Raw genomic sequence first — 25,576 nt, 5'->3', positions numbered from 1 at the left:
AAAAAATTGGACTCAATGCTAAGGCCAATGCGGCGCACAGTGGCCGTGTCGTGTGGCGCAGCGCCGGCTGGCCACCACCGGCTTCACTTCGCAAAGGATGTTTTCTGTGAGCACTGTTTCTGAAGAATCGGGCATGTCCCTGGTCTTGTCTCACCCCGCCCCCAGCCCCGCCGAGAGTGCCGCTTTCATGGCCGCCAAGCTGCGCTTTCATGCCGACGCCTGGGATGTGGCCGAGGACTTGAGTGCGGGCATCGCCGCGCTGGTCGTCATCGACACCCGCTCCGAGGCGCAGTACGCCGCCGGCCATGTGCCGGGCGCGCTGAGCCTGCCGCACCGATTGATGAACGCAGCCAGCACCGCCAGCCTGGACCGCAGCAAGACCTATGTGACCTACTGCGATGGCATCGGCTGCAATGGCTCCACCAAGGGGGCGCTCAAGCTGGCTTTGCTGGGCTTCCAGGTCAAGGAAATGCTGGGCGGCCTGGACTTCTGGAAGCGCGACGGCCACCCCGTGGCGCTGGGCGAGGCGCCCGGCAGCATGCGTGGCCACGCGCTGATCGCCTGTGCCTGCTGAGGCGGCGCTCGGGGTGGAGGGGCGAGCGCGGCTTCGGCCTGCGCCCCTGATCGTGCGACGCGCCGTGCCCGGCGACGCCGAGGCCCTGATGCGCTTGGGCGCGGCCCATGCGGCCTTCGAAGGGATCGTGCTGCCCATGGGCCGCCAAGCAGGCGCTGCGCGCCAGCAGCGGCTGGAGCGGGCTTTGCTGCAAGAGCGCCTGCAGGCCTGGCTGCTCTGGGGGCCGCCGCCGTCTCTGCAGCCAGGCCATGCTGCTCAGGCGCTGGGCTATGCCAGCCTGACGCTGGACTTCTCCACCTTGGCCGCCGAGCGATTCGCGCATCTCGACTGCCTCTACCTGGAGCCGGCCGTGCGTGGCCAAGGTTGGGGTCAGGTCTTGCTGCAGCGGGCCAGCCGCCATGCCCGCGCCCAGGGCTGCCGCGAGCTGCAGTGGCAGACGCCGGACTGGAACGAGGCCGCCGCCCGCTTCTACCGCCGCCAGGGCGCGCAGGAGCTGGCCAAGCGGCGCTTCATCCTGGCGCTGCCGGCCTGAAGGCCGCGGCGGCTGGCGACTTCAGGGCGTGGCCTTGCCGAGGTGAAGGCCTTGTGCGTCGATGCGGATCTGCTCGGCCGGCACCTTCAGCGCAGCCTCCAGGCTGGCGCGCGCGGCGGCGCGGTAGTTCTGTTCGGCCGCTGCTTGGGGTTGTTTCAGAAACGCCAGCCGGGCCACGGCCATGAAGGTGCCTTGCATGGCGCTTTGCTCGTAGAGCTTGCGCTTGGCGGCGCCGCTCATGGTGCTGAAACCGGGGTTGCGCGGCAGCGCTTCGCGCAGCTGGGCGGCCAGGCGCACAAAGCTGGCGTCGGGCACCTCGACCTGGTTCAGCGCCATGTAGTTGCCGGCGATGAAGGCGGCCAGGGCATTGGCCACATCGTTCTCGGGCAGGCCCAGCTTGCGTTCGAGCTGGAGGTAGCCTTCGAAGGCCTGGCTGTAGGCCTGCGCCAGCGCCTCGCGCTGCGCCGGCGGCACCAGGGCGGCCAGCTCGCGCGCATGGGCTTGCACCCGTGCCGGCTCGGCTGCCAGCGTGGCCGCGTTAACCGGGCTGACGCTGCTGCTTTTGCCTGCGCTGGTCTTGCTGGAGCTGCTGCTGCCGGATTGGCCCGAGAAAGGCACGGCCGATGAGCCCGGGAAGAGCGGGAAGATCAGTCCTTGGTACATCGGCGGCGGGGGCGGCGGAATGTCAAAGGCCAAGGCCGATTGGCCCGCGCTGGCCAGCAGCAGCAAGCCACCGAGCGCCAGGCGCATGTGTCGCCATGCCGTCGATCCTGTCTGGATGGCTTCAGTTCCTGGATGTGAGTGCATCTTCAACTCCCGATTGGGCCGCACCCTGCGGCCTGCCAAGCTGGCCCGCAGTCTAGTGGCAGGCTGCGTCGAAGCGGCCACTCGACCTAACGGTTTTGTTACAGGACACTTCAGAAACTCGGGATGGACAAATCGGGCCTGTCTGCGCTTGTGGGTTGCGCGGACGCCGCCCTAGCCCGGGGTGACAGCCGCGATGGCTCGCTCCACAATGTGCTGGAAGCTCCTGGTCTTGGCCTTGAGCGCTTGCCACCCGCATCCCTCATGCCTGCCACCTCCGCTGCCCCATGGATCGCCGTCGTGTTTTGCTGAGCTTGGCTGCCACCGGTCTGGGCGCGAGTCCGCTCAGGGCCAGCCCGCGCCAGATCAGCTACCCGGTGTTTGGCGGCCCGGACGATCCGTTTCGGCAGTACTGCATTGAGGTGTTGAGGCTGGCGATTGCGCATTGCGGTGTCAGCTACAGCCTGCAAGCGGTTCCCCAACCCGTGGGGCAGGAGCGCGCAATCCGCGCCCTGGCCACAGGCCAGGGGGCCTTGAATCTGCTGTGGAGCATGACCAGCGATGCGCGCGAGCGCGACTTGCTGCCCTTGCGCATCCCGCTGGATCGAGGCTTGATGGGCTGGCGTTTGCTGCTGGTGCGCAAGCAGGATCAGGCGCGCTTCGCCAGGGTGCGCCACCTCGATGGCTTGCGCGGCGTGGTGGCTGGGCAGATGCATGACTGGCCTGACACGCAAATCCTCCGGGCCAACGGCTTGCAAGTGGGCACCGGCAGCAGCTACGAAAACCTGTTCGCCATGTTGCAGCGCGGCCGTACCGATTTCTTCCCGCGCTCGGTGCTGGAAATCGAGGACGATCTGCAACGCTTTGGTGTCCCTTACCAGCTTGCGATTGCGCCGGGGCTGATGCTGCGCTACCCGACTGCGTTCTATTTCTTTGTCAGCCCGCGTGACCCGGGGCTGGCTGAGGATCTCAGCCGCGGCCTGGAGCGCATCGTCAGCGAAGGTCTCTGGCAAGCGCTGTTCGCTCAGCACATGCGTCCCCAGTTCAAGCGCCTGGCGCTGCACGAACGCCAGGTGCTGAACCTGCACAATCCCTTGCTGCCGGCCGCGACGCCCTTGCGCCGGGCTGAGCTGTGGGAAGAACCCGGCCGCGTGAGCGGGTGAGCGTTCGACGGTCCATGGTGATCCCAGGTGTTTGCACCGCGAGCCGGTGCTCGGCTGCTTTCTTTGGGATCCGCCCCTGCCCTCCCTCGGGCGGCGCCCCTGCCGGCCTGGGCCGCCCCCTACACTGCGCGCCGTGAAGCCTGTCAACTTGTTCGCGCTGTTCCCCGTACTCTCGGCCTGCCTGGCCCTGCTGCTGAGCTCAGCCGCCTCGGCCCAGGTCCCCGCATCGTCAAGCCCCGCGCCCTTGCTGACCCTGGAGCAGCTGCCGCGCCCCAGCGGCCCGCCGCCCGATCGGGCCCTGGTCGTGCCCTCCCAGGTGCTGCGCTGGCGCGAGGAGGCCAAAGCGCTGGAGCATGGCGCCAACGGCATGCCGCGCGACCCGGCGGCGGCGGCGGCGCTGTACTGCCGCGCCTCGCGCTACGGCGATGCCGAGTCGCAGTACAGCCTGGCCTGGATGCTCAGCCACGACCGCGGCATCGCCCGCAACGACGCAGAAGCGGCCCATCTGTTTGCCGCCGCGGCCGAGCAGGGCATCGCCCAGGCCGAGCGCATGCTGGCTGCCATGGGTGGCACGCCGATGGGCGAGCCGCCGCCCTGCCTGCGCCCGCCCGAGGCCGATGTGCTCCCGCCCAAGCCGGTGATTGCGGCTCAGAAACCTGGCGCAAAAGGGTCAGCCCCGGCTCGCTCGCAAGACTGGCCCGCGATGCCGCCGCCGGCGCAGGCACCGGCGGCCATCGTCGATTTCGTCCAGCAGGTGGCGCCCGAGTACCGGCTGGCTCCGGCCTTGGTGCTGGCCGTCATGGCCACTGAATCGAACTTCGACCCGGCAGCCTTGTCGCCCAAGAACGCTCAAGGCTTGATGCAGCTGATGCCCGACACCGCCCGCCGCTTCAAGGTCAGCCGTCTGACCGACCCGACGCAGAACATCCGTGGTGGCATGGCCTATCTGCGCTGGCTGCTGGCTTACTTCGAGGGCGATGTCGCCCTGGCCCTGGCCGGCTACAACGCCGGTGAACGGGCGGTGGAGCGTTACCGCGGCGTGCCGCCCTACGCAGAGACTCGCGCTTATGTGCGACGCATTCTGACCGCCGTGCATGGGCAGCGAAGCCACCCTTTCGATGCCGCGGTGACACCACCCTCGCCGATGCTGGATTTCTGGCGCCCTGTCGCGCCAAAGAGGCCCTGAAACGATGGCGACCCTCGATAAGTTTGACCGGCAGATTCTGGATCTGATGCAACAGGACTGCCGGCAGAGCGCGGAGCAGATCGCTCACAGCGTCGGCCTGTCGGCGACGGCCGTGCAGCGCCGCATCAAGCGCCTGCGCGAGACCGGCGTGATCCGCGCGGAGGTGGCGCTGGTCGACGCGCAGGCGGTGGGCCTGGGCGTCAGCGTGCTGGTCGAGGTGGAACTGGCCGAAGCCAGCCGTGAGGCGGTGATCGATGGCTTCAAGCGCCGCATGGTTGCGCGGCCCGAGGTGCAGCAGTGCTGGTATGTGGCCGGCGCCAGCGACTTCGTGCTCCTGATCGCCGCGGCCGACCTGGCGTCCTTCGAACGCTTGAGCCGTGAGCTGTTCTTTGACGCCCCCAACATCAAGAAGTTTCGCAGCACCTTTGTGCTTGAAAGTGCCAAGCGGGGCCTGGCGCTGCCCTTGGCCGATTGAGTTTGCGGTTTGGCGGCGCGAAGGCCATCGAAAACGCCGCCGGGCGACGCCGGGGCTTGCCGACACTGAGGGCTTTGGCAGATCGAGCCCCTCATGAACAGCCCCGCCCGCTACGAAATCCTGGATCCCCGTTTTGAAGACTGCATTCGCCTGAGTGCGCAACTGGAGCAGCTCCACACGGGCAACCGTTGGTGCGAAGGCCCGGCCTGGTTTCCTGCCCATCGCTCGCTGGTCTGGAGTGATATTCCCAACGAACGCATGCTGCGCCTGGACGAGGCCTCGAACGCGGTCAGTGTGTTTCGCCAGCCCTCGGGCTACAGCAATGGCAATACGGTGGACCGGGAAGGGCGCTTGATCGGCTGCGAGCATGGCGGGCGTCGCGTGCTGCGCACCGAGCATGACGGCAGCTTGACCGTGCTGGCCGAGCGCTACCAAGGCCGCCGGCTCAACAGCCCCAACGATGTGGTGGTCAAGTCCGACGGCACGGTCTGGTTCACCGACCCCAACTACGGCATCAGCTCGAACTATGAGGGGGTCAAGGCCGAGCAGGAACTGCCGGGCTGCGATGTCTACCGGCTGGACCCCCGCAGTGGCGCGCTCACGGTGGTGGCCGATGATTTCGTCAGCCCCAACGGCCTGGCCTTCTCGCCCGATGAGCGCCATCTCTACATCGCTGACACCGGGCTCGACTGCGGCACCATGCGGCGCTTCTCCGTGGGGGAGGGCGGGGTACTGTCCGGCGGCGAGGTGTTCATCCGCTGCCAAACCGGCTTTTATGACGGCTTCCGTTTTGACGAAGAGGGCCGGCTCTGGACCAGTGCCGGCAGCGCCATTCACTGCCACCTGCCTGACGGAACGCTGATCGGGCGCATCCTCATGCCCGAGCGTGTGGCCAATCTGGTGTTCGGGGGCCCCAAGCGCAACCGACTCTTCATCTGCGCCAGCAGCTCGCTTTATGCGCTCTTGCTCGCGGTCAGTGGCGCCAAAACCTTTTGAGGGCGAGGCCCGTCGGGCGCTCGCCTGCAATTCCAGCCCGAGCGTTGCTGCGGGCGGATCTCAGGCCTTCAGGGTTTCAGTTTCGCCTTGAGGCGGGCCAGGCCGAGTTTCAGCTGCTCACCCGTTTGCTGGGCCTGGTTCAGCACTTGCTCCTGGCTGGGCAGGCGCTCGCTGGCCCAGGCTGCGGCCTGAGCTGCGGCCTCAGCGGCCGCCAGGCCCAGCTGCTCGGCCGTCTGACCGGCCTTGTTGGCGCCGACCTTCAGTCGCTGGGTGGATTGCTCGGCCACCTCGCGCAGTTGCTCGGCGGTGGGTAGTCGCTCGGCGGTCCAGCCGGCAGCGTCCACGGTGGCGCGCTTGACCTGCTCGGCCGCTTCGCCGGCCTTGGCCTTGGCGCTGAGCCAGGCCCCGGACAGCTCGCTGGCGGGCGCGGTCCGCAGGGTCTGCGAGACGCGTGCCAGGGCCAGGCTTTCTTGGTTCGAGAGCGGGCCGGCGGCTTCCAGCATCTGCGCCAGAAAGGCAATCAGCTCCTCGACCATCACCTTCTGATTGCAGTCGGGGTTGGTGTGCAGCAGCTCGGAGAGATCCTGGGCCAGCGCCTCCAGATCCGCCCCCGCGAGCTCGGATTCCACGGCGCCGGTGGCCGCGTCGACAAAGCGTGGGTCCAGCCCCCATTCATCGACCAGGTGCTGACGCAGGAATGCGCGCTCGGCGGCGTCGATCGCACCGTCCACCAGGGCCAGGCGCAGGCTCAGCGGCGCGATCAGGTCGAACAGGGCCAGGCCCAGGGTGTCCAGCGGCGTGTTGAGGAACTTGGGGATCTCGATCACGCGGCTGCCCTTGCTGTGGCCCAGCCAGCGGTAGATGCCGTAGCAGGCGCCGCCCGAGGCCAGGGCGGCAAACGCGACCCAGCCGACCGGCGTGGCGGCCGCGCCAATGCCCATGGCGCCCATCAAACCGCTGGGCGCAAAAAAGGTCGAGGCCACCAGGCTGGATTTCGCAATCGCGGCGCCCGCGCCCGCCGCGCCCAGCACATCCCAGACTTCGCGCGCACGGTTGACCATGCGCAAGGAGGTGTAGGCGTCTTCGCCGATGGCCAGCTTGGCCTTGAAGCGCAGCGGCTCGGCCACCACCCGCGTCACGCCGGAGAAGCGTGTCAGGTCATGGGCGGCGGCATCGGCTGGATCGGTTGAAGCGGTCGGATCGGCGGTCACGGTGCGGCGCTCCTTTCGTGCGGCAGGAGCGCCAGCGTAATCGAGCGGCATGTCAGCGGACCTTTTTGTTGACCAGTCTCTTGCGAAGCCTTGCCGCCTTGGTCGGTCGCGGACCCTGAACCGGGCCGCCTCGGCGAGGAACAAGAAAGAAAGAATGAAGGTCGGGCCGGATGTGAGAAGCGGACACAGAAAGTTGCCCGACAGGTGGCTTGCGGAAGACCGCGCAGGGGCCGACGTCGCGCCAACCAGCGCTGATTGCCGGTGGGCGGCTTGTGCGGCACAGAACAGCCGCTGGTTTTTCTCGTGAGGCCCTGCAGCCCGTGCCGCCACCGGGCTCATGGTTCCGGGGTCGGCCCTGATGGGCCGACTTCCCTGCGCTGCTCGCGCCTCGGGGCTGGCGCATAACTCACTCCGCTCCCTGCGTTCGCTTCGTTCAGACAGAAGCGCCAAGTCAGAACTTGAAGCGCACGAGTACATGCGCGCCCCGAGGCGCTGCGCTGCTCGGCCCGGCACAATTCGCCCGGCAGCGGCACGGGCTGCAGGGCGCTTGCATCGCGGTCGATGTGCCTCTTCCACGGTGGAACACGCCACCTCCGGAGGTGGCTCGGCCCGCCGACGGGCGATTTGTGCGCGGCCGAGGGCGCAGCGGAGCGGCTCAGGCGCGCGTACTCGCGCGCTTCAAGAACTGACTCGGCGCCACTGTTTGACCACAGTGAGCGCAGCGAACGGAGGGAGTTTGGCGCCGCTGAGCCGCGGAGTGAGCAGCGAGGGAAGTCGGCTCTCAGAGCCGACCCGCGAACCATGAGCCCGGCGGCGGGCCGAGCCACCGCAGCGAGAGCGACGAGCACAACGAAGGTCCGCAACGTGTCGATTCCAGCCTCGCTCATTGCCGAGCCGCCATGAAAAAGGCCCCCGCAGGGGCCTGGCGCGGAGTGCAGCGAGGTGGCTTACATGCTGCGCCGGTACTGGCCACCGACCTCGAACAGCGCCGAGGTGATCTGGCCCAGGGAGCAGACGCGCACCGCGTCCATCAGCACTTCGAAGACGTTCTTGTTGTCGATCACGGCCCGCTGCAGGCGTTGCAACATGGCCGGGCTCTCAGCAGCGTGGCGCTCGTGGAAGGCGGCCAGACGCGAGAGCTGGCTTTGCTTTTCTTCCTCGGTCGAGCGGGCCAGCTCGATGCTTTCGGGCACGGTGTCGCCCTGCGGATTGCGGAAGGTGTTGACGCCGATGATGGGGTACTCGCCGGTGTGCTTGAGCATCTCGTAGTGCATGCTCTCTTCCTGGATCTTGCTGCGCTGGTAGCCGGTCTCCATCGCGCCCAGCACGCCACCGCGTTCGGCGATCTTTTCGAACTCAGCGAGCACCGCTTCTTCCAGCAGCTCGGTCAGCTCTTCGATGATGAAGGCGCCTTGGCTTGGGTTCTCGTTCTTGGCCAGGCCCCACTCGCGGTTGATGATGAGCTGGATGGCCATGGCGCGGCGCACGGACTCTTCGGTCGGCGTGGTGATGGCCTCGTCGAATGCGTTGGTGTGCAGGCTGTTGCAGTTGTCGTAGATGGCGATCAGGGCCTGCAGCGTGGTGCGGATGTCGTTGAACTGGATCTCCTGCGCGTGCAGGCTTCGGCCCGAAGTCTGGATGTGGTACTTCAGCTTCTGGCTGCGTTCGTTGGCGCCGTATTTGTCGCGCATGGCCACCGCCCAGATGCGGCGGGCGACGCGGCCGAGCACGGTGTACTCGGGGTCCATGCCGTTGGAGAAGAAGAAGCTCAGGTTGGGCGCGAAGTCATCGATGTGCATGCCGCGCGCCAGGTACGCTTCCACAAAGGTGAAGCCGTTGGAGAGCGTCAGCGCGAGCTGGCTGATCGGGTTGGCGCCGGCCTCGGCGATGTGATAACCGCTGATCGAGACGGAGTAGAAGTTGCGCACATTGTGGTGCACGAAGTACTCGGCGATGTCGCCCATCACCTTGAGCGAGAACTCGGTCGAGAAGATGCAGGTGTTCTGGCCCTGGTCTTCCTTCAGGATGTCGGCCTGCACCGTGCCGCGCACATTGGCCAGCACCCAGTCCTTGATCTTGGCGGCTTCGTCGGCGGTCGGGTCGCGGCCGTTGTCGGCCTTGAACTTGGCGATGTTCTGATCGACCGCCGTGTTCATGAACATGGCCAGAATCGTCGGCGCCGGGCCGTTGATGGTCATGGACACGGAGGTCGTCGGACTGCACAGGTCGAAGCCGTCGTACAGCACCTTCATATCGTCCAGCGTGGCAATCGACACGCCGGAGTTGCCGACCTTGCCGTAGATGTCCGGCCGCGGCGCCGGGTCGGCGCCGTAGAGCGTGACCGAGTCGAAGGCGGTGGACAAGCGCTTGGCCGGCATGCCCTCGGACACCAGCTTGAAGCGGCGATTCGTGCGGAAGGCATCACCTTCACCCGCGAACATGCGGGTCGGGTCCTCACCCTCGCGCTTGAAGGCGAACACGCCGGCGGTGTAGGGGAAGCTGCCCGGCACGTTTTCCAGCAGCAGCCACTTGAGCAGCTCGCCATGGCACTCGTAGTGCGGCAGCACGACCTTGCGGATCTTGGTGCCCGACAGGCTGGTGTGGACCAGGTTGGTGCGGATCTCCTTGTCGCGGATCTTCACCACGTACTCGTCGCCGGCATAGGCCTTTTGCATGTCCGGCCATTGCTTGAGCAACTGGCGGGCGCCGCCCTCCATTTGCGCTTCGCGGGCCTCGGCCAGCTCGGCCAGGGCGGTGCGGGCGCCGTTCTTCTCGGGGTTGGCTTCCAGCAGCATGCGCGAGCTGCCCCAGAGCTGCTGGATCTCACGGGCCAGCGTGGCCTGCTGGCGGGCGCGCTTTTTGTAGCCGCGCACGGTGTCGGCGATCTCGGCCAGATAACGCACACGCGCAGCGGGCACCACCGGGGTTTGGTGGGTGCTGTGGCGGGTGTTGACCAGGGGCAGGCGGCCGTCTTGCAGCTGCAGGCCCAGCTCGGCCAGGCGAGGCTTCATGGCTTGGTAGAGGGCGGTGACGCCGTCGTCGTTGAAGCGGCTGGCCATGGTGCCGAAGACCGGCATTTGATCCGGAGCAGTGGTCCAGGCTTCCTTGTTGCGCTGCACCTGCTTGGCGACATCGCGGATGGCATCGAGCGCGCCCTTGCGGTCGAACTTGTTGATGGCCACGAACTCGGCGAAGTCCAGCATGTCGATCTTCTCGAGCTGGCTGGCGGCGCCAAACTCGGGCGTCATCACATACATGGGCACGTCCACATGCGGCACGATGGCCGCATCGCCCTGGCCGATGCCCGAGGTCTCGACCACGATCAGGTCGAAGCCGGCCACCTTGGCTGCGGCGATCGCGTCGGGCAAGGCAGGGGAGATTTCGCTGCCGAAGTCGCGGGTGGCGAGCGAGCGCATGAACACTCTTTGACCTTGGCTCCAGGGGCCGATGGCATTCATCCGGATGCGGTCGCCCAGCAAGGCGCCACCGCTCTTGCGGCGCGAGGGGTCGATGGAGATGACGGCCACGCGCAGGCGGTCGTTCTGGTCCAGGCGCAGGCGGCGGATCAGCTCGTCGGTCAGGCTGCTTTTGCCAGCGCCGCCGGTGCCGGTGATGCCCAGTACGGGCACCTGGATGTTCTTGGCAGCAGCCTGCAACTCGGCCACCAGGCCGGCATCGGCCTTGTCGTTCTCCAGCGCGGTGATCAGCTGGGCCAGGGCGCGCCAGGCGGCTTCGCTATGGCCTTGCAGGGCGCTCAAGGCCTTGGGTGCGTAGACGCTGAAGTCCTGGTCGGCCTTCATCACCATCTCGCCGATCATGCCTTGCAGGCCCATGCGCTGGCCGTCTTCGGGGCTGAAGATGCGCACCCCGTGGGCGGCCAGGTCGCGGATCTCGGCCGGCACGATCACGCCGCCGCCGCCGCCGAAGACCTGGATGTGCGCGCCGCCGCGTTGCTTCAGCAACTCCACCATGTATTTGAAGTACTCGACATGGCCGCCCTGGTAGGAGCTGATGGCGATGCCTTGCGCGTCTTCTTGCAGGGCGGCGGTGACCACTTCATCGACCGAGCGGTTGTGGCCCAGGTGGATGACCTCGGCGCCCATGCCTTGCAGGATGCGACGCATGATGTTGATGGCCGCATCGTGGCCGTCGAAGAGGCTGGCGGCCGTCACGAAGCGCACCTTGTTCGTCGGGCGGTAATTGGCCAGGGCTTTGTTTTCGGCGGACAAATCGGTCATGGCGAGTCTCCTGCGGGCCTTGCGGTGGCGAAGCCCGGTTCTATCAGCAAAGGTGGGCGGATTCTAGGTGTTGATTGACGTTTACGTAAACGTCATCGGCGGCGAAGGCTGGGTTCGTGCCTGCGCCTGCAGCAGGGCGCGGCGCCCATGCGGATGGCGCACGGGCGCGTTGGCACAAGCTGCGATGATGCGGCACCTCTTCGTTTCAACCCTTCTTTTGCAAGTGAGAGCGCGCTGACCATGAGTTCCAAGTTCCAACGTCTGTCTCTTTCGACCACTCTGGCCCTGAGCCTCGGCCTGGTCTGGCTGCCGGCTCAAGCGGCTGAAGAAGCAGCCAAGCCGGCCGTCAAAAAGGTCGTCAAGAAGGCGGCTGACAGCAAAAAGGCCGCGGCTGCGGCTACGGCAGCGACCGCCACCACCGCTGTCGCTGCTGCGGCGGCGGCAAGTGCCGCCGCCTCGGCCGCCGCGCCGACCCCGGTGACCACCGCTTCGGGTTTGCGTTATGAAGAGCTTCGCACCGGCACTGGCGCCCACCCGACGGCGGCCGACAAGGTGCGTGTGCACTATGTCGGCACCTTCCTCGACGGCCGCGAGTTCGACAGCTCGGTCAAGCGCGGCAACCCGGCCGAGTTCCCGCTGGGCCGCGTCATCAAATGCTGGACCGAAGGCGTGCAGCTGATGAAGGTCGGCGGCAAGGCCCGCCTGCACTGCCCCTCGGCCCTGGCCTACGGTGAGCGCGGTGCTGGCGGCGGCGTGATCCCGCCGAACAGCGATCTGCAGTTCGAGGTCGAACTGCTGGACATCGTCGCCCCCTGATCTTGTCGGTCTTACGGGCCGGGACGCCGTCACACCGGCGCCTCAGCCCCCGGTTTCTCCGGGCGGGCGCCGGGCTCAAGTGCTGTTAGGCTGCGCCTTGCAACACCTGACCCCTTCCCATCCCGCGGCCCCTCACTCTGTTTCCTCATGAGTTTTCTCGCCATCGACATCGGCAACACGCGCCTGAAATGGGCGCTCTACGCCTCGCCCCAACCCGGGGCGGTGCTGCTGGCGCATGGAGCCGTGTTCCTGGAAAACATCGACCAGCTGGCCGAGAGCGATTGGCGCGGCCTGCCCGCCCCTCACAGCGTGCTGGGCTGCAATGTGGCCGGCGATGCGGTGCGGCGCCGGGTGGAGGAGCAGCTGGAACTCTGGGACATCGAGCCGCGCTGGGTGGTCAGCAGCGCGCAGGCGGGTGGCGTCACGAACGGCTATGACCACCCGGGGCGCTTGGGCACGGACCGCTTTGTCGCGCTGATCGGCGCACGCGCCCATGTGCTGGCCCGCGCCTCGGCCGAGCGGCCGGCGCAGGCCGCGCTGGTGGTGATGATCGGCACGGCGGTCACGGTCGATGCACTCGACGCCACGGGCCGCTTTCTCGGTGGACTGATCATGCCGGGTCACGGCATCATGCTGCGTGCGCTGGAAGGCGGCACCGCCGGCCTGCGCGTGCCCACCGGTGAGGTGCGCGATTTCCCGACCAACACCTCGGACGCGCTGACCAGCGGCGGCACTTACGCCATCACCGGCGCCATCGAGCGCATGCACCGCCATCTGCGCCAGCGCGAGGGCGCCATGCCTCTGACCTTGATGACCGGCGGCGCCGGCTGGAAGGTCTCACCGACCTTGGATATCGAACATGAGCTGGTCGATTCGCTGATCTTCGACGGCATGCTGGCGCTGCAGTCGCACCGCCTGGCGCTCTGAGCTAGGGCCTGTTTCGGTCGCTGCGCTCTGGGCGCTGCTGACGCAGCTCGTCCTTGAGCTGGGCCAGTTCTTCATGCACGCTGCGCAGCTGGCTGTGCAGATCGCGCAGGATGTCTTGCTCCATGCGCCGCTCCGAGGTTTCCACCCACATGGCGGCGATCGCCGCCGTCACCAGGGACAGCACGGCATAACCGAGCAGAACGACGAACACCGAGAAGATCTTGGACGCGGCCGTGGTCGGCACGATGTCACCAAAGCCCACGGTGGCGGCCGTGGTGAAGGCCAGCCAGAGCCCATCGCCCAGCGTGTTGGCGCGTGGCTCCAGGGCCCAGAAGCCCAAGCCGCAAAGTCCCAGCACCAGCAGGGAGAGCAGCAGCAGATAGCCCAGGCCGCCGCGCGTGACCCAGCTCTTGACCGTCCAGACCATGCGCAGCAGGGTCAGCATGGCAATCGCCAGGCGAATCGCCAGCGAAACCTGTGATTCGATGCTGGGCGGCATCAGCGCCGCCACCGGCAGCAGGGCCACCAGCATCAGGTCCAGCAGATTGCTGCGCAGGTACTGGCGCGGGTGGCTGCATTGCCGCGCCACCCGCCACAGCGAGATCGCCACCAGGGCCGCGGCCGCCAGGTAGATGGCCACGGCCAGGGGCGTGGGCAGGGACTCCAGCAGCTCGATGTAGAAGGCCGGAATCGTGCACAGCAAGGCCATCAGCACCGGCCAGCGCCAGAATTTCTCGGCGCGCACGGCCGCGGCATTGAGGGCGCTGGGGCGGCTCAGGCCCCAGCTGCGGGTGGGCAGGCGGTGTGGCATGGCGCCAGCTTAAGCGTCCGCCGGCCGCTTGGGCTTGATCTAAGACAAGAGGCCGGGCTTGGAACCACCCGGCATCCGCTCACAGGATGAAGCGTGACAGGTCTTCGTTGCGCGACAGCTCGCCCAGCTTGGCATCGACCTCGGCCGCACCCAGCTGCACGGTCTGGCCGCTGAGCTTGGGCGCATCGAAGCTGATTTCGTCGAGCAGGCGCTCCATCACCGTGGACAGGCGGCGGGCGCCGATGTTCTCGGTGCGTTCGTTCACCTCGAACGCGATCTCGGCCAGGCGGCGGATGCCCTCGGGCGTGATCTCCAGCGCCACGCCCTCGGTGGCCAGCAAGGCCTGGTACTGCTTGATCAGGCTGGCGTGGGTGCTGCTGAGGATGGCTTCGAAATCATCGACCGAGAGCGAGCCCAGCTCGACCCGGATCGGGAAACGGCCTTGCAGCTCAGGGATCAGATCGCTGGGCTTGGCCAGGTGGAAGGCGCCCGAGGCGATGAAGAGCATGTGGTCGGTCTTGACCATGCCGTACTTGGTGTTGACCGTCGTGCCCTCGACCAGGGGCAGCAGATCGCGCTGCACGCCCTGACGCGACACTTCAGCGGTTCCTGAGCCTTCGCTGCGCGAGCAGACCTTGTCGATCTCGTCGATGAAGACAATGCCCATCTCCTGCGCGGCCTGCAGAGCGGCGGTCTTGATCTCGTCTTCGTTCAGCAGCTTGGCGGCTTCTTCCTCGGCCAGCAGCTTGAGGGCCTCGCCGATCTTGAGCTTGCGGGTCTTCTTCTTGCCCGCGCCCATCTGCGAGAACATGCTCTTGATCTGCTCGGCCATCTCCTCCATGCCCTGGCCACCCAGGATCTCCATGGTCGGTTTGGCTTCCAGCAGATCGAGCTCGATCTCCTTGTCATGCATGCTGCCTTCACGCAGGCGCTTGCGCATGATCTGGCGGGCGGTGCTGTCTGGGGCCGGGCTGGCGGCGGCATCGCCTTCCAGCCGGGGAGGCGGCACAAGGATGTCCAGCACGCGGTCTTCGGCGGCGTCCTCGGCGCGCAGGCGCTGGCGGCGCAGTTGCACCTCCCGCTCCTGTTTGACGGCCATGTCGATCAGGTCGCGGATGATGGTGTCGACATCCTTGCCGACGTAGCCCACCTCGGTGAACTTGGTCGCCTCGACCTTGATGAAGGGCGCGCCGGCCAGGCGGGCCAGGCGGCGCGCGATCTCGGTCTTGCCGACGCCGGTGGGGCCGATCATCAGGATGTTCTTGGGCGTGATCTCGCCACGCAGCTTGTCATCCACCTGCTGGCGGCGCCAGCGGTTGCGCATGGCAATGGCCACGGCCCGCTTGGCCGCGTTCTGGCCGACGATGTGCTGGTCGAGTTCGGAGACGATTTCTTGCGGGGTCATGGAGCTCATTCGAGCACCTCGATGGTGTGGTTGCCGTTGGTGTAGATGCAGATCTCGCCGGCGATTTCCAGCGATTGCTTGACGATCTCGGGGGCGCTGAGCGTGCTGTGCTGCAGCAGGGCGCGTGCGGCAGCCTGGGCGTAGGCACCGCCCGAGCCGATGGCGACGATGCCCAGCTCGGGCTCCAGCACATCGCCGTTGCCGGTGATGATCAGCGAGGCCGTGCGGTCGGCCACGGCCAGCATGGCTTCCAGGCGGCGCAGCACGCGATCGGTGCGCCAGTCGCGTGTCAGCTCGACGGCGGCGCGCACCAGATGGCCCTGGTGTTTTTCGAGCTTGGCCTCGAAGCGTTCGAACAGGGTGAAGGCATCGGCCGTGGCGCCGGCGAAACCGGCCAGCACCTGATCACGGTGCAGCTTGCGCACCTTGCGCGCGCTGGCCTTGACGACGATGTGGCCCAGGGTCACCTGGCCGTCACCGCCGATGGCGACCTGCATGCGGCCATCGGGCAGGGCACGGCGCACGCTGACGATGGTGGTGCCGTGGAAAGACGGCGGGGCGTTGTTGGAATGTGAGGATGAGTCCATAGCGGCTCCAGATGGGGCTGCGGGTCGCAGCTTTCAAGCATGCGACCCGCAGATGGTGATCTCGAAGATGATGTGGGCGGCCGAGGCGCTAGACCGTCCGGACCTTGATCTTGGCGTGCTCGTTGATGCCCATGGCGGCAAAGAACATGGCCACCAGGCGGTGCGGCTCGCTGAAGCTGACGCTGCGGTTCTCGCTGCGGCGGCTCAGCACCCAGTTCAGCAGATCACCCGCGGCCATGAAATCCAGCCGGATCAGGTGCGGGCAGTTGACGTTGATGACGGTGGCGGTGCCCAGATCACCGGCCAGCTTGCGCAGCAGTTCGGAGATGTCGCCACTGAGCTGGCCGCTGAGCTCCAGGTCCACGCTGGGCTCCAGCCGCGCCTGCTCGCTGATCTGCGACTCCAGGAAGGAGGTCGAGGCGCCCTCGGGCGCGGCGGTGCTGGTGGCCGGGCCGGTGGTCGAGAGCGTGGCACCGCTGACGCCGACGCGGCAGCGCGTGCGTTCCCAGGACGGCGGTGACACCTCGTAGGTGACGCAGTAGTCGATCGCCGCTTCGTCGAACTGATCGGGGCGGTTGACCAGGCGCAGGGCCTCCAGGCGCAGCATCCAGAGCTGGGGGTCGATGTCGCGCACGCCGATCGGGGTCAGCTCGCGCAGGGCTTGCAAAAAAGCCTCGCCCGAGAGCCAGCGCATGTCCACCTGCTGCTTGGCCCATTCGCGGAACACGCCGTGCAGTTGCACGCTGGCGCTGGGGGTGATCTGGCGCGCGGCCGACCAGTCCAGCACCCAGGGCATGGGCAGGTTCTGGCAGCGCTTTTGCAGCAGGGCCACGGCCTCGTCGTCGATGGTTTCGGGCGCCGCCCAACCGACGCCGCCGCTGGCCTTGGCCATGGGGGCACGCTGCTGCTTGGCCGCGGCCTCGGCCACCAGCTTGGGCAGGGAGAACCACTGCGGCGCCGAGCGGCCGAATTGCTGGGCGTAGTTGAGCGCCAGTGCCTCGAACTTGGCCTGCTGGCCGGTGGCGCGGTAGTGGTCGAACAGGACCAGCCAGGTTTCGCCGTCACCGTGGCGGCGGCCGCCGCTTTGGGTCAGCTCGACCAGGGCGCGCTCGCAGCTCTCGTAATCGGCATTGGCGAAGGCGATCACGGCTTCGTCCAGCTCGGGGTCATGGATCAGCTCATGCACCTCGATGGGCTTGCTCTCGACCTTCTTGCCGGCCTTCTCTTCCGCCACATGGAAACTCAGGGGCTGGTCCAGCACGGGCAGGGTGCTGAGGCCGGCCGGCGGCGTGGCGGCGGGTGTGGCCGCTTTGGCTGCGGCCGGCTTGGCGGCCTTGGCCGGTTTGGCCAGGCCGGTGGCCGGCGCCGGTTTGGCTGGCGGGAAGGGCACCGCGGGCAGGGCGCCAAGATTGGGCAGGCGGCTGGGCTTGGCGTCCGAGAGCGGGGCCATGCCCACGCCCATGGTCAGGGCCGAGGCGCCGCCGCCGCCCTTGCTGTCCAGCTTGCTGTCGCGCTGCGTGCTGCTGTGGGCGAACTGGCTGCCGCGGCCGTTGCGGCTGGGCACGCCATCGGCGGGAATGGTGGAGGGCGAGAAATGCACCGGCCGCGTGCTGGTTTCAAAGAAACCGGGCGGATGGGTGGTTTGCAGCTGGGTGGGGGCGAAGCTCTCGCCGGCCATTTGCTGCTCGATCTCATCGATCTTGGCCTTCACGCCCAGATCGATCTTGGAATTGACCTCGCTGTGGCCGCTGGCGCGCTCGACTTCTTCCAGCTTGGAGCTGGAGGAGCCCAGGGCGGCGAGTTGCTCGGGCGTCAGGCCTTCGCGGCGGATGCGGCGCAGCATGTCCAGCTCGCGCTTGCGCACGAAGTCATTGCGGCGCTTGCGCTCGACCATGGCGCGCAGCTCGGCCTTGGCCTGGTCACCTTCCGGGTCGTCTTGGCGCGAGTTGATCTCGGCCCAGTCCGTGGTCGGGTTGGCCACAAAGCGCGCGACCTTGCGGAAGAAGCTCTCGCCGTCTTTCGGTTCTGTCATGCGCGCTGGGCCTTGGGTGGAGGATGTGGGGTGGTGATGAAGGGCGGTTGGTGGCGCCGGAGCGCCCCTGAGTGCGGTATCGGCAGGCCGATTCGCGCTCAGTAGCTCGGCCCTCGATCAGTCACCGAACATCTTTTGCTTCATCTCGCGGCGTTGCTGGGCTTCCAGCGACAGCGAGGCGGTCGGGCGGGCGATCAAACGGCCCAGGCCGATGGGTTCGCCGGTTTCGTCGCAGTAGCCGTACTCGCCGTTGTCCAGGCGAGCCAGGGACTGGATGATCTTCTTCAGCAGCTTGCGCTCGCGGTCGCGGGTGCGCAGCTCCAGGGCGTGCTCTTCCTCGATGGTGGCGCGGTCGGCCGGGTCGGGGACGATGGAGGTGTCTTCGCGCAGGTGCTCGGTGGTTTCGCCGGCATTGGACAGCACGCCGTTCTTCAGCTCATTGAGCTTGGCACGGAAGAACTCGACTTGCTTGGGGCCCATGTACTCGGAGTCGGGCATGGCCAGCACTTCGGCATCGGTCAGTTCGGCGCCAGACTTGGTCTTCCAGGCATTGGCCAGCTTGGGGTCGGCCTTGGCGGCTTTGTTGGAATTCTGAGGGCTTTCGATCACGGGCGTAGTCATTTGTCGGGTGGGCGGCTTCGGGGGAGCGAATCGGTCAGCGAAGCGGCTGTTTCCGGTCGGTGGAGGGCTGGCATCGAGCAAAGCGACAGCTGGCGAGGTCCCTGCGGCATCCACTTTGGACGACTTGGCCGTGGCCTTGCTGGTTTTGCTCGGCTTGGCATCGGCGTCAGGCTTGTTGGCTGACGTCGGGGTCGGGTTCGGGGCCTGGATCTTGCTCACGTTTCTCTCCTCGCTCCGGCAGACGATCTGAATGTCTCTGTCGGGCTAGATTGCAATCGGGACCAGCTGATTCGCTTTTTCGGGCGCCGCGGATTGTAGCCAGCTTGAGTGTGCGCTCTGAATGCCTGAGTTAGGGGAGTTTTCCCCCGGTCTCAAGCCCCTATTTCGCCACTTCGGCCGGCTCTTTTCCGTGCGGTGCTCAGGCCAAGCAGCCTTCCAAACCTTGCAAGAGGATTTCCTTGGGCAGGTCGATGCCGATGAAAACCATTTTGCTCGTCTTTTTCTCGCCGGGCATCCAGCGCGGGCCCAGGTCCGAGCCCATCAGCTGGTGCACGCCCTGGAAGATCACGCGCTTGTCAGTGCCCTTCATATTCAGCACGCCTTTGTAGCGCAGCAGCTTGGGGCCGTAGACCTGGACGATGGCGCCCAGGAAGTCTTCCAGCTTGGCCGGGTTGAAGGCGCGGTCGGATTTGAAGACGAAGGATTTCACGTCATCGTCATGGACATGGTGGTGCGGGTGGTCGCAGTGCTCGCCATGCTCATGGTCGTGATCGTGGTGATGGTGGTGGTCGTCCACCTTCAGGAAATCGGGGTCGATCTCCAGCTTGGCGTTCAGATTGAAGCCTCGCAGGTCCAGCACGCGCGACAGCTCCACTTCACCGAAGTGCACGCGCTGCTGCGGCGCGCGCGGGTTCATGTGCTTGAGGCGGTGGCTCAGGGCGTCGACGGCGGCGCTGTCGACCAGATCGGCCTTGCTGATGAAGATCTGGTCGGCGAAACCCACCTGGCGGCGTGCTTCCTGGCGGCTGTCCAGCTGTTGGGTCGCATGCACAGCGTCCACCAGGGTCAGCACACCGTCCAGCAGATAGGCTTCGGCGATCTCATCGTCCATGAAGAAGGTCTGGGCCACCGGGCCGGGATCGGCCACGCCGGTGGTCTCGATGATGACGCGCTCGAAATCGAGCTCGCCGCGGCGCTTCTTGGCGGCCAGGTCGGACAGGGTGGTGCGCAGGTCTTCACGGATGGTGCAGCAGACGCAGCCGTTGTTCATCTGGATGATCTGTTCCTGGGTGTCGGCCACCAGGATCTCGGTGTCGATGTCCTCTTCACCAAACTCGTTCTCGATCACGGCGATCTTCTGGCCGTGGGCTTCCGAGAGCACGCGCTTGAGCAGGGTGGTCTTGCCGGATCCGAGGAAGCCGGTGAGGATGGTGACGGGGATGAGACCTTTTGACATGATGGGTTCGCGCGCGGCGCTCTGCTAGAAAAACCAGCCCTGGATATGGGGGCGGGTGAATGTCCTGCAAGAGCCTTGTCATGTCAATCGGTTATTCTGCAAGCTTGTGTAACTACGACACGCAGTCCCAGTGTCTGAACCTCAGCCTAGTCGGCCCTCTGCAAATCATGCAAAAGGGGGCGAAAGAAAACCATCCGCAGTGCCGCGCGGCCTCCTGGTGCGCATGTTGGAGTTTCTCCATCCCGGCCCGGATTCCAAGAGTGAGCTGCTGGAGGCCCTGGCCGATGCCGAGCAGCGCGAGCTGATCGAGCCCGAATCCCGTCAGATGCTGGAAGGCGTGCTTCGCATGGCCGAGCTCAGCGCCGGCGATGTGATGGTGGCCGCGCCGCGCATGGATTTGCTCGACATCGATGCGCCCTACGACGAATTGCTGGCAGCGGTGATCGACACCGGCCATTCGCGCTTCCCGGTCTTCGAGGGCCAGCGCGACAACATCATCGGCATCCTGCTGGCCAAAGATCTGCTCAAGATCCAGCGTGCGCCGGAGCTGAACCTGCGCGCCCTGCTGCGGCCGACCGTGTTCGTGCCCGAGAGCAAGGGCCTCAATGATCTGCTGCGCGATTTCCGCTCCAACCGCAACCACCTGGCCATCGTCATCGACGAGTTCGGCAACACCGCCGGCCTGATCACCATCGAGGACGTGCTGGAAGAAATCGTCGGCGAGATCGAAGACGAGTTCGACGACAAGGACGGCGAATCCGGCATCTACACCCTGGCGGATGGCAGCCAGCGTGTGGCCGGTGACACACCCATCGCCCAGGTCAACCAGGCTTTCAGCGTGCAGCTGGCGCTGGACGAGTTCGACACCATCGGCGGCCTGGTGGCCCAGGAGCATGGCCGCGTGCCGCGCCGCGGTGAGATGGTCGAGCTGGCCGGCCTGCGCTTTGCCGTCATGCTGACACGCGGCGGCTCGGTGCGCTGGTTCAAAGTCACCCGCATTCCCAAGACCGAGGCCTGATGCGCAAGCTACTTCCCAACTTCCTGACCTCGAGCAAGGCCGCCCCCCGGGTGGCCTTTTTTGCGGCCCTGCTGGCCGGCTGTCTGCACACGGCCGCTTTTGCGCCGCTCGACGCCTGGTGGCTTCAGATCCTGGCCCTGGCCGGTCTGGCCGGCTTGGCCTGGGGCGCGAGCCCGCGCTGGGCGGCGCTCTTGGGCTTTGGCTTTGGCCTGGGCTGGCTGAGCAGCGGCCTGTGGTGGTTGCACATCAGCATGCACCAGTTCGGCCACATCCCATGGCTGCTGGCCGCGCTGGCCGTGCTCTTGCTGGCCGCGTTTCTGTCCTGCTACTACGCGGCCCTGCTGGCCTTGTGGGCAGCACTGCGGGGGCGAGCACAGCCCGGCCCCGCGCAGCAGGTGTTGATGTTTGCGGCCATCTGGTTGCTGGCCGAGCTGCTGCGCGCCACGGTGTTCGGCGGCTTTCCGTGGATCGCCAGTGGCTATGCCCACACCGTCGGGCCGCTGGCGGCCTGGGCGCCCTGGGTGGGCATCTACGGCATCTCGGCCTTGGCGGCCCTGGCTGCCGCAGCGCTGGCGGCGCTGGCCTTGCCGGCCGTGCGCGCCTGGCGGCCGGCAGCGGCGGTGCTGGTTCTGCTGGCACTGGCGGCGGCGCTGTTGCCGCAGGACTTCACCCGCTCGACGGGCTTCATGAAAGTGTCCCTGCTGCAGCCCAATGTGCCTCAGGATCAGAAGTTCGACCGTGATCGCATTGATGCCAACTTGGAGCATTTGGCCCAGTTGATTGAATCGGCGCGCGGCCAGCTGGTGCTGACGCCGGAATCGGTGGTGCCGGTGCCCATGGCCTTTCTCGACCCTGCCTACCTGACGCGCTTGCAGGCCGCCTCGGTCGACCGGCCGCTGCTGCTGGGCAGTTTTCTCGGCAATGAGCAAGACGGTTTCGTCAATTCCCTGCAGAGCTTCGGCAGCCTGCCCAGCTACAGCTATGGCAAGCGCCACTTGCTGCCCTTCGGTGAGTTCATTCCTTACGGCTTCCACTGGTTCGTGCGCCTGATGCGCATCCCCATGGACGACCAGGCGCGCGGCCAGCACCAGCGCGCCTTTGCCGTGGCCGGCCAGCGCCTGCGGCCCCTGATCTGCTACGAGGATCTGTTCGGCGAGGACTTCGTCGAAAGCGTGCGCGGGCCCGAGGCCGCCACCGTGCTGGCCAATGTCAGCAATCTGGCCTGGTTCGGCACGGCAATGGTGCTGGACCAGCACCTGCAGTTCTCGCGCATGCGCGCGCTTGAGTTCCAGCGCCCCTTCATCCGCTCGACCAACACCGGCGCCACCGTGGTGCTGGACCACCGCGCCGAGCGCACGGCCCAGCTGCCGCCGGGCCAGGCCGGCTTGCTGGAGGCCGAGGTCGAGGGTCGCCTGGGTGACACGCCCTATGCCCGCTGGCTGCAGGCCTGCGGTCTGTGGCCGCTCTGGCTGGCTGCTGTGGCCCTGCTGCTGATCCCCGTGATCCGGGGGAGGGCAGGGGCCCCGGAAGCAGGCCGCCGCGCCTCGTAGAATCGGCGCAGCTCGAGGGCAGCTCTCGTCTGCCTTTTCATCACCTCTTCATTAGCCTGTGGCGCAAGCCCGAGTCCGAACTCTATGCTGAGCTTCCAGCACATCATCTTGACCCTGCAGGACTACTGGTCCAAGCAGGGCTGCGCACTCCTCCAGCCCTACGACATGGAAGTCGGCGCCGGCACCAGCCACACCGCCACCTTTCTGCGCGCCCTGGGCCCTGAGCCCTGGAAGGCCGCCTACGTCCAGCCCAGCCGCCGCCCCAAGGACGGCCGCTATGGCGAGAACCCCAACCGCCTGCAGCATTACTATCAATACCAGGTGGTGCTCAAGCCCGCGCCGGCCAACATCCTGGAGCTCTACCTCGGTTCGCTCGAAGCCCTGGGCTTTGACCTGAAGAAGAACGATGTGCGCTTCGTCGAGGACGATTGGGAAAACCCGACCCTCGGTTGCTGGGGCTTGGGCTGGGAGGTCTGGCTGAACGGCATGGAAGTGACCCAGTTCACCTACTTCCAGCAAGTCGGCGGCATCGACTGCAAGCCCATCACCGGCGAGATCACCTACGGCCTGGAGCGTCTGGCCATGTATTTGCAGGGCGTGGAGTCGGTCTACGACCTGGTCTATGTCGAAGGCAAGGACGGCGCACCGGACATCAAGTACGGCGATGTCTTCCACCAGAACGAGGTCGAGCAATCGACCTACAACTTCGAGCACAGTGACGTCGAGTTCCTGCTGACCGCTTTTGCCGCGCACGAGAAGCAATCCAAGCACCTGATGGAGCAGCAGCTGGCGCTGCCGGCCTACGAGCAGTTGCTCAAGGCCGGCCACAGCTTCAACCTGCTGGACGCCCGCGGCGCCATCAGCGTGACCGAGCGCGCCGCCTACATCGGCCGCATCCGCAATCTGGCACGCGCCGTGGCTCAGAGCTATCTGGAAAGCCGCGCACGCCTGGGCTTCCCCATGGCGCCGAAGGAATGGGCCGATCAAGTCATCGCCCAGATTGAAAAGAAGACAAAGGCGGCCTGAGCCATGACGACGACTGCTGTGAACCAAAACCTGCTGATCGAACTGTTTGTCGAAGAGCTGCCGCCCAAGGCGCTCAAGAAGTTGGGCGAGGCTTTCTCTGCCGTGCTGGTGGACAGCCTCAAGGCCCAGGGCCTGGTGGGCGAGGGCGCGCAAGCGACCGCCATCGCCACGCCGCGCCGCCTCGGTCTGCATCTGACGAACGTGGCACCCAAGGCCGCCGACCGCGCCGTGCAGCAAAAGCTGATGCCGGTGGCCGTGGCGCTGACCGCCGAAGGCCAGGCCACGCCAGCCCTGCTGAAGAAGCTTGCCGGCATCGGTGCCGATGCCTCGGTGCTGCCTCAGCTGAAGCGCTTGCCTGATGGCAAGGCCGAGGCCCTGTTCCTGGACCAGCTGGTGCCCGGCGCCACCCTGGCCGAAGGCTTGCAAAAGGCCCTGGACGAAAGCCTGGCCAAGCTGCCCATCCCCAAGGTCATGACCTACCAGCTGAAAGACGGCTGGACCGATGTGAAGTTCGTGCGCCCGGCCCATGGCATCGTCGCCCTGCACGGCGCCGAGCTCGTGGCGGTGTCGGCCCTGGGCCTGCAATCAGGCCGCACGACACGCGGCCATCGCTTCGAGGCCAGTGCGCCCGAGCTGACGATTGAAAGCGCCGACAGCTATGCCGCGCAGATGCGCGAGCAGGGCGCCGTGATCGCCGGCTTTGCCGAGCGCCGCGCCGAGATCGCGCGCCAGTTGCAGGTCGCAGCGGCCAAGGAGGGCCTCAAGCCCATCGAGGACGAAGCCTTGCTGGACGAGGTGACGGCCCTGGTCGAGCGCCCGAATGTGCTGACCTGCCAGTTCGAGCCCGAGTTCCTGGCCGTGCCGCAGGAATGCCTGATTCTCACGATGAAGGCCAATCAGAAGTACTTCCCCCTGCTCGACGCCGCCGGCAAGCTGACGCACAAATTCCTCGTCGTCAGCGCCATCAGCCCGGCCGACGCCAGCGCGGTGATCGAAGGCAATGAGCGCGTCGTGCGCCCGCGCCTGGCCGATGCGAAGTTCTTCTTCGACCAAGACCGCAAGAAGACCTTGGCCGATCGGGTGCCAGGTCTTGCCAAGGTGGTCTACCACGGCAAGCTGGGCACGCAGGGTGAGCGCGTCGAACGTGTGCGAGCCATCGCGCGCGCCATCGCCGGCCTGCTGGGCGGCGGCGCGCTGACCGAGCAAGCCGACCAGGCGGCGCTGCTGGCCAAGTCCGACCTGCTGACCGATATGGTCGGCGAGTTCCCCGAGCTGCAAGGCATCATGGGCGGCTACTACGCCCGCCACGACGGCCTCAGCGAGGCCGTGGCCCTGGCCGTGGAAGACCACTACAAACCTCGCTTTGCCGGCGACGAGTTGCCGCGCAACGAGGTCGGCCTGGTGGTGGCCCTGGCCGACAAGCTGGAGACCCTGGTCGGCCTGTTCGGCATCGGCCAGCTGCCCACCGGCGACAAGGACCCGTTTGCCCTGCGCCGCCATGCCCTGGGCCTGGTGCGCATGCTCAGCGAGCGCGCGCCCACGCTGGCGCTGGACGCCTTGATCGAAGCAGCCGTGCCGGCCTTCGGTGCCCTGATCCAGAACCCCGCCGGCCCGCTGGCCGACTTTGTTTTCGACCGCCTCTCCGGCCCGCTGCGCGAGCAGGGTTACAGCGCCCAGGAAGTCGACGCCGTGCTGGCCCTGCGCCCGCAGCGCCTGGCCGATGTGGCCACGCGCCTGACGGCCGTGCGCGCCTTTGCTGCCCTGCCGGAAGCCGCCGCCCTGGCCGCCGCCAACAAGCGCATCGGCAACATCCTGAAGAAGAGCGAAGAGCCGGTGCAAGCCCAGATCAATGAGGCCTTGTTGGTCGAGCCCGGTGAGCAGCATCTGGCCGCGGCGCTGACGAATGCCAAGCCGATTGCCGATGGCCTGTTCCACAACGGCGAGTACGCGGCTTCCCTGCGCGAGCTGGCTGTGCTCAAGGCCCCGGTCGATGCCTTCTTCGATGGCGTCATGGTCAATGCCGAAGACCCGGCCCTGCGCGCCAACCGTCTGGGCCTGCTCAAGACCTTGCACGAAGCCATGAACCGCGTGGCTGAGCTGGCGCGTTTGGCCTCCTGATCCTTTCCGCACCGCCACAAATGGTCGCCA

20 protein-coding genes and 1 pseudogene are annotated in these 25,576 nt (G+C 66.7%); 12 read left to right on the top strand and 9 right to left on the bottom strand.

The annotated features are described in order from the left end of the window. Positions 1 to 106: 106 nt before the first annotated feature. Positions 107 to 574 carry a rhodanese-like domain-containing protein gene (locus OOB33_RS23985; RefSeq protein WP_243392649.1) on the top strand — a complete coding sequence of 156 codons (468 nt, stop codon included), beginning with the start codon at positions 107 to 109 and terminating at the stop codon, positions 572 to 574. A 52-nt stretch (positions 575 to 626) separates the two neighbouring features. Beyond that, positions 627 to 1,106, top strand: coding sequence for a GNAT family N-acetyltransferase (locus OOB33_RS23980; RefSeq protein WP_271010473.1), 480 nt, complete (start codon positions 627 to 629; stop codon positions 1,104 to 1,106). A 21-nt stretch (positions 1,107 to 1,127) separates the two neighbouring features. On the opposite strand, the gene OOB33_RS23975 is transcribed toward OOB33_RS23980, so the two are convergent. Next, positions 1,128 to 1,856, bottom strand: a complete 729-nt coding sequence (locus OOB33_RS23975) for a DUF6683 family protein (protein ID WP_271010472.1) — start codon at positions 1,854 to 1,856, stop codon at positions 1,128 to 1,130. A 341-nt stretch (positions 1,857 to 2,197) separates the two neighbouring features. Here OOB33_RS23975 and OOB33_RS23970 point away from each other — a divergent pair, with 341 nt between their 5' ends. The 4 genes from OOB33_RS23970 (at position 2,198) to OOB33_RS23955 (ending at position 5,730) form a co-directional block, all read left to right on the top strand. Then, positions 2,198 to 3,073: a substrate-binding periplasmic protein gene (locus OOB33_RS23970; protein WP_171827763.1), complete on the top strand. Its 876-nt coding sequence runs from the start codon at positions 2,198 to 2,200 to the stop codon at positions 3,071 to 3,073. Positions 3,074 to 3,206: 133 nt separating this feature from the next. Continuing rightward, the gene (locus OOB33_RS23965; RefSeq protein WP_243392650.1) at positions 3,207 to 4,259 is read left to right on the top strand and encodes a transglycosylase SLT domain-containing protein; all 1,053 of its coding nucleotides are present in this window, start codon (positions 3,207 to 3,209) and stop codon (positions 4,257 to 4,259) included. Positions 4,260 to 4,263: 4 nt separating this feature from the next. Next, positions 4,264 to 4,734: an Lrp/AsnC family transcriptional regulator gene (locus tag OOB33_RS23960; RefSeq protein ID WP_271010471.1), complete on the top strand. Its 471-nt coding sequence runs from the start codon at positions 4,264 to 4,266 to the stop codon at positions 4,732 to 4,734. A gap of 93 nt (positions 4,735 to 4,827) precedes the next feature. Continuing rightward, complete coding sequence (locus OOB33_RS23955) at positions 4,828 to 5,730, top strand: SMP-30/gluconolactonase/LRE family protein (RefSeq protein WP_271010470.1); 903 nt, start codon at positions 4,828 to 4,830, stop codon at positions 5,728 to 5,730. Between the two features lie 68 nt (positions 5,731 to 5,798). On the opposite strand, the gene OOB33_RS23950 is transcribed toward OOB33_RS23955, so the two are convergent. Further along, positions 5,799 to 6,992 (bottom strand): hypothetical protein, encoded by a 1,194-nt coding sequence (locus tag OOB33_RS23950; RefSeq protein WP_271010469.1) that lies wholly within the window; start codon positions 6,990 to 6,992, stop codon positions 5,799 to 5,801. An 896-nt stretch (positions 6,993 to 7,888) separates the two neighbouring features. Continuing rightward, positions 7,889 to 11,179, bottom strand: coding sequence for a fused isobutyryl-CoA mutase/GTPase IcmF (gene icmF, locus OOB33_RS23945; protein ID WP_271010468.1), 3,291 nt, complete (start codon positions 11,177 to 11,179; stop codon positions 7,889 to 7,891). Positions 11,180 to 11,599: 420 nt separating this feature from the next. Here icmF and OOB33_RS23940 point away from each other — a divergent pair. Together OOB33_RS23940 and OOB33_RS23935 are read left to right on the top strand one after the other, a co-directional pair. Continuing rightward, a pseudogene (locus tag OOB33_RS23940) lies at positions 11,600 to 11,995 on the top strand (FKBP-type peptidyl-prolyl cis-trans isomerase); the annotation flags it as partial. A gap of 147 nt (positions 11,996 to 12,142) precedes the next feature. Beyond that, complete coding sequence (locus tag OOB33_RS23935) at positions 12,143 to 12,922, top strand: type III pantothenate kinase (protein WP_102766061.1); 780 nt, start codon at positions 12,143 to 12,145, stop codon at positions 12,920 to 12,922. 1 nt (position 12,923) lies between these two features. On the opposite strand, the gene OOB33_RS23930 is transcribed toward OOB33_RS23935, so the two are convergent. The 6 genes from OOB33_RS23930 to OOB33_RS23905 all read right to left on the bottom strand — a co-directional run bounded on the left by OOB33_RS23930 (position 12,924) and on the right by OOB33_RS23905 (position 19,834). Then, a complete protein-coding gene (locus OOB33_RS23930; protein WP_271010467.1) occupies positions 12,924 to 13,733 on the bottom strand; it encodes a potassium channel family protein in 810 nt (269 codons plus the stop codon). Positions 13,734 to 13,812: 79 nt separating this feature from the next. Next, positions 13,813 to 15,147, bottom strand: coding sequence for an ATP-dependent protease ATPase subunit HslU (gene hslU, locus OOB33_RS23925; protein ID WP_271010466.1), 1,335 nt, complete (start codon positions 15,145 to 15,147; stop codon positions 13,813 to 13,815). Beyond that, positions 15,144 to 15,725: an ATP-dependent protease subunit HslV gene (gene hslV / locus OOB33_RS23920; RefSeq protein WP_102766064.1), complete on the bottom strand. Its 582-nt coding sequence runs from the start codon at positions 15,723 to 15,725 to the stop codon at positions 15,144 to 15,146. Before hslV ends, hslU begins: the two co-directional genes overlap by 4 nt. An 88-nt stretch (positions 15,726 to 15,813) precedes the next feature. Continuing rightward, positions 15,814 to 17,757 carry an STAS domain-containing protein gene (locus OOB33_RS23915; RefSeq protein ID WP_271010465.1) on the bottom strand — a complete coding sequence of 648 codons (1,944 nt, stop codon included), beginning with the start codon at positions 17,755 to 17,757 and terminating at the stop codon, positions 15,814 to 15,816. Positions 17,758 to 17,874: 117 nt separating this feature from the next. Then, on the bottom strand, positions 17,875 to 18,597 hold the full coding sequence (dksA, locus tag OOB33_RS23910) for an RNA polymerase-binding protein DksA (RefSeq protein ID WP_394341011.1): 723 nt from the start codon (positions 18,595 to 18,597) through the stop codon (positions 17,875 to 17,877). 199 nt (positions 18,598 to 18,796) lie between these two features. Then, complete coding sequence (locus OOB33_RS23905; protein ID WP_102766067.1) at positions 18,797 to 19,834, bottom strand: CobW family GTP-binding protein; 1,038 nt, start codon at positions 19,832 to 19,834, stop codon at positions 18,797 to 18,799. Between the two features lie 223 nt (positions 19,835 to 20,057). Between OOB33_RS23905 and OOB33_RS23900 the strand changes: the two genes are divergently transcribed. The 4 genes from OOB33_RS23900 (at position 20,058) to glyS (ending at position 25,546) form a co-directional block, all read left to right on the top strand. Beyond that, positions 20,058 to 20,852 carry an HlyC/CorC family transporter gene (locus tag OOB33_RS23900; RefSeq protein ID WP_442953064.1) on the top strand — a complete coding sequence of 265 codons (795 nt, stop codon included), beginning with the start codon at positions 20,058 to 20,060 and terminating at the stop codon, positions 20,850 to 20,852. Next, positions 20,852 to 22,402, top strand: coding sequence for an apolipoprotein N-acyltransferase (gene lnt, locus OOB33_RS23895; protein ID WP_271010463.1), 1,551 nt, complete (start codon positions 20,852 to 20,854; stop codon positions 22,400 to 22,402). The genes OOB33_RS23900 and lnt overlap by 1 nt, the downstream gene beginning before the upstream one ends. 84 nt (positions 22,403 to 22,486) lie before the next feature. Then, the gene (glyQ, locus tag OOB33_RS23890; RefSeq protein ID WP_102766069.1) at positions 22,487 to 23,428 is read left to right on the top strand and encodes a glycine--tRNA ligase subunit alpha; all 942 of its coding nucleotides are present in this window, start codon (positions 22,487 to 22,489) and stop codon (positions 23,426 to 23,428) included. A 3-nt stretch (positions 23,429 to 23,431) separates the two neighbouring features. Beyond that, positions 23,432 to 25,546, top strand: a complete 2,115-nt coding sequence (gene glyS / locus OOB33_RS23885) for a glycine--tRNA ligase subunit beta (RefSeq protein WP_271010462.1) — start codon at positions 23,432 to 23,434, stop codon at positions 25,544 to 25,546. Positions 25,547 to 25,576: the final 30 nt, after the last annotated feature.

Origin of the sequence: Paucibacter sp. B51 (assembly GCF_027863535.1) — a bacterium.
Classification (GTDB): Bacteria; Pseudomonadota; Gammaproteobacteria; order Burkholderiales; family Burkholderiaceae_C; genus Paucibacter_A; species Paucibacter_A aquatilis.
The sequence above is the reverse complement of the archived record's forward strand: the minus strand, read 5'-3'. Positions and strand labels throughout refer to the sequence as shown.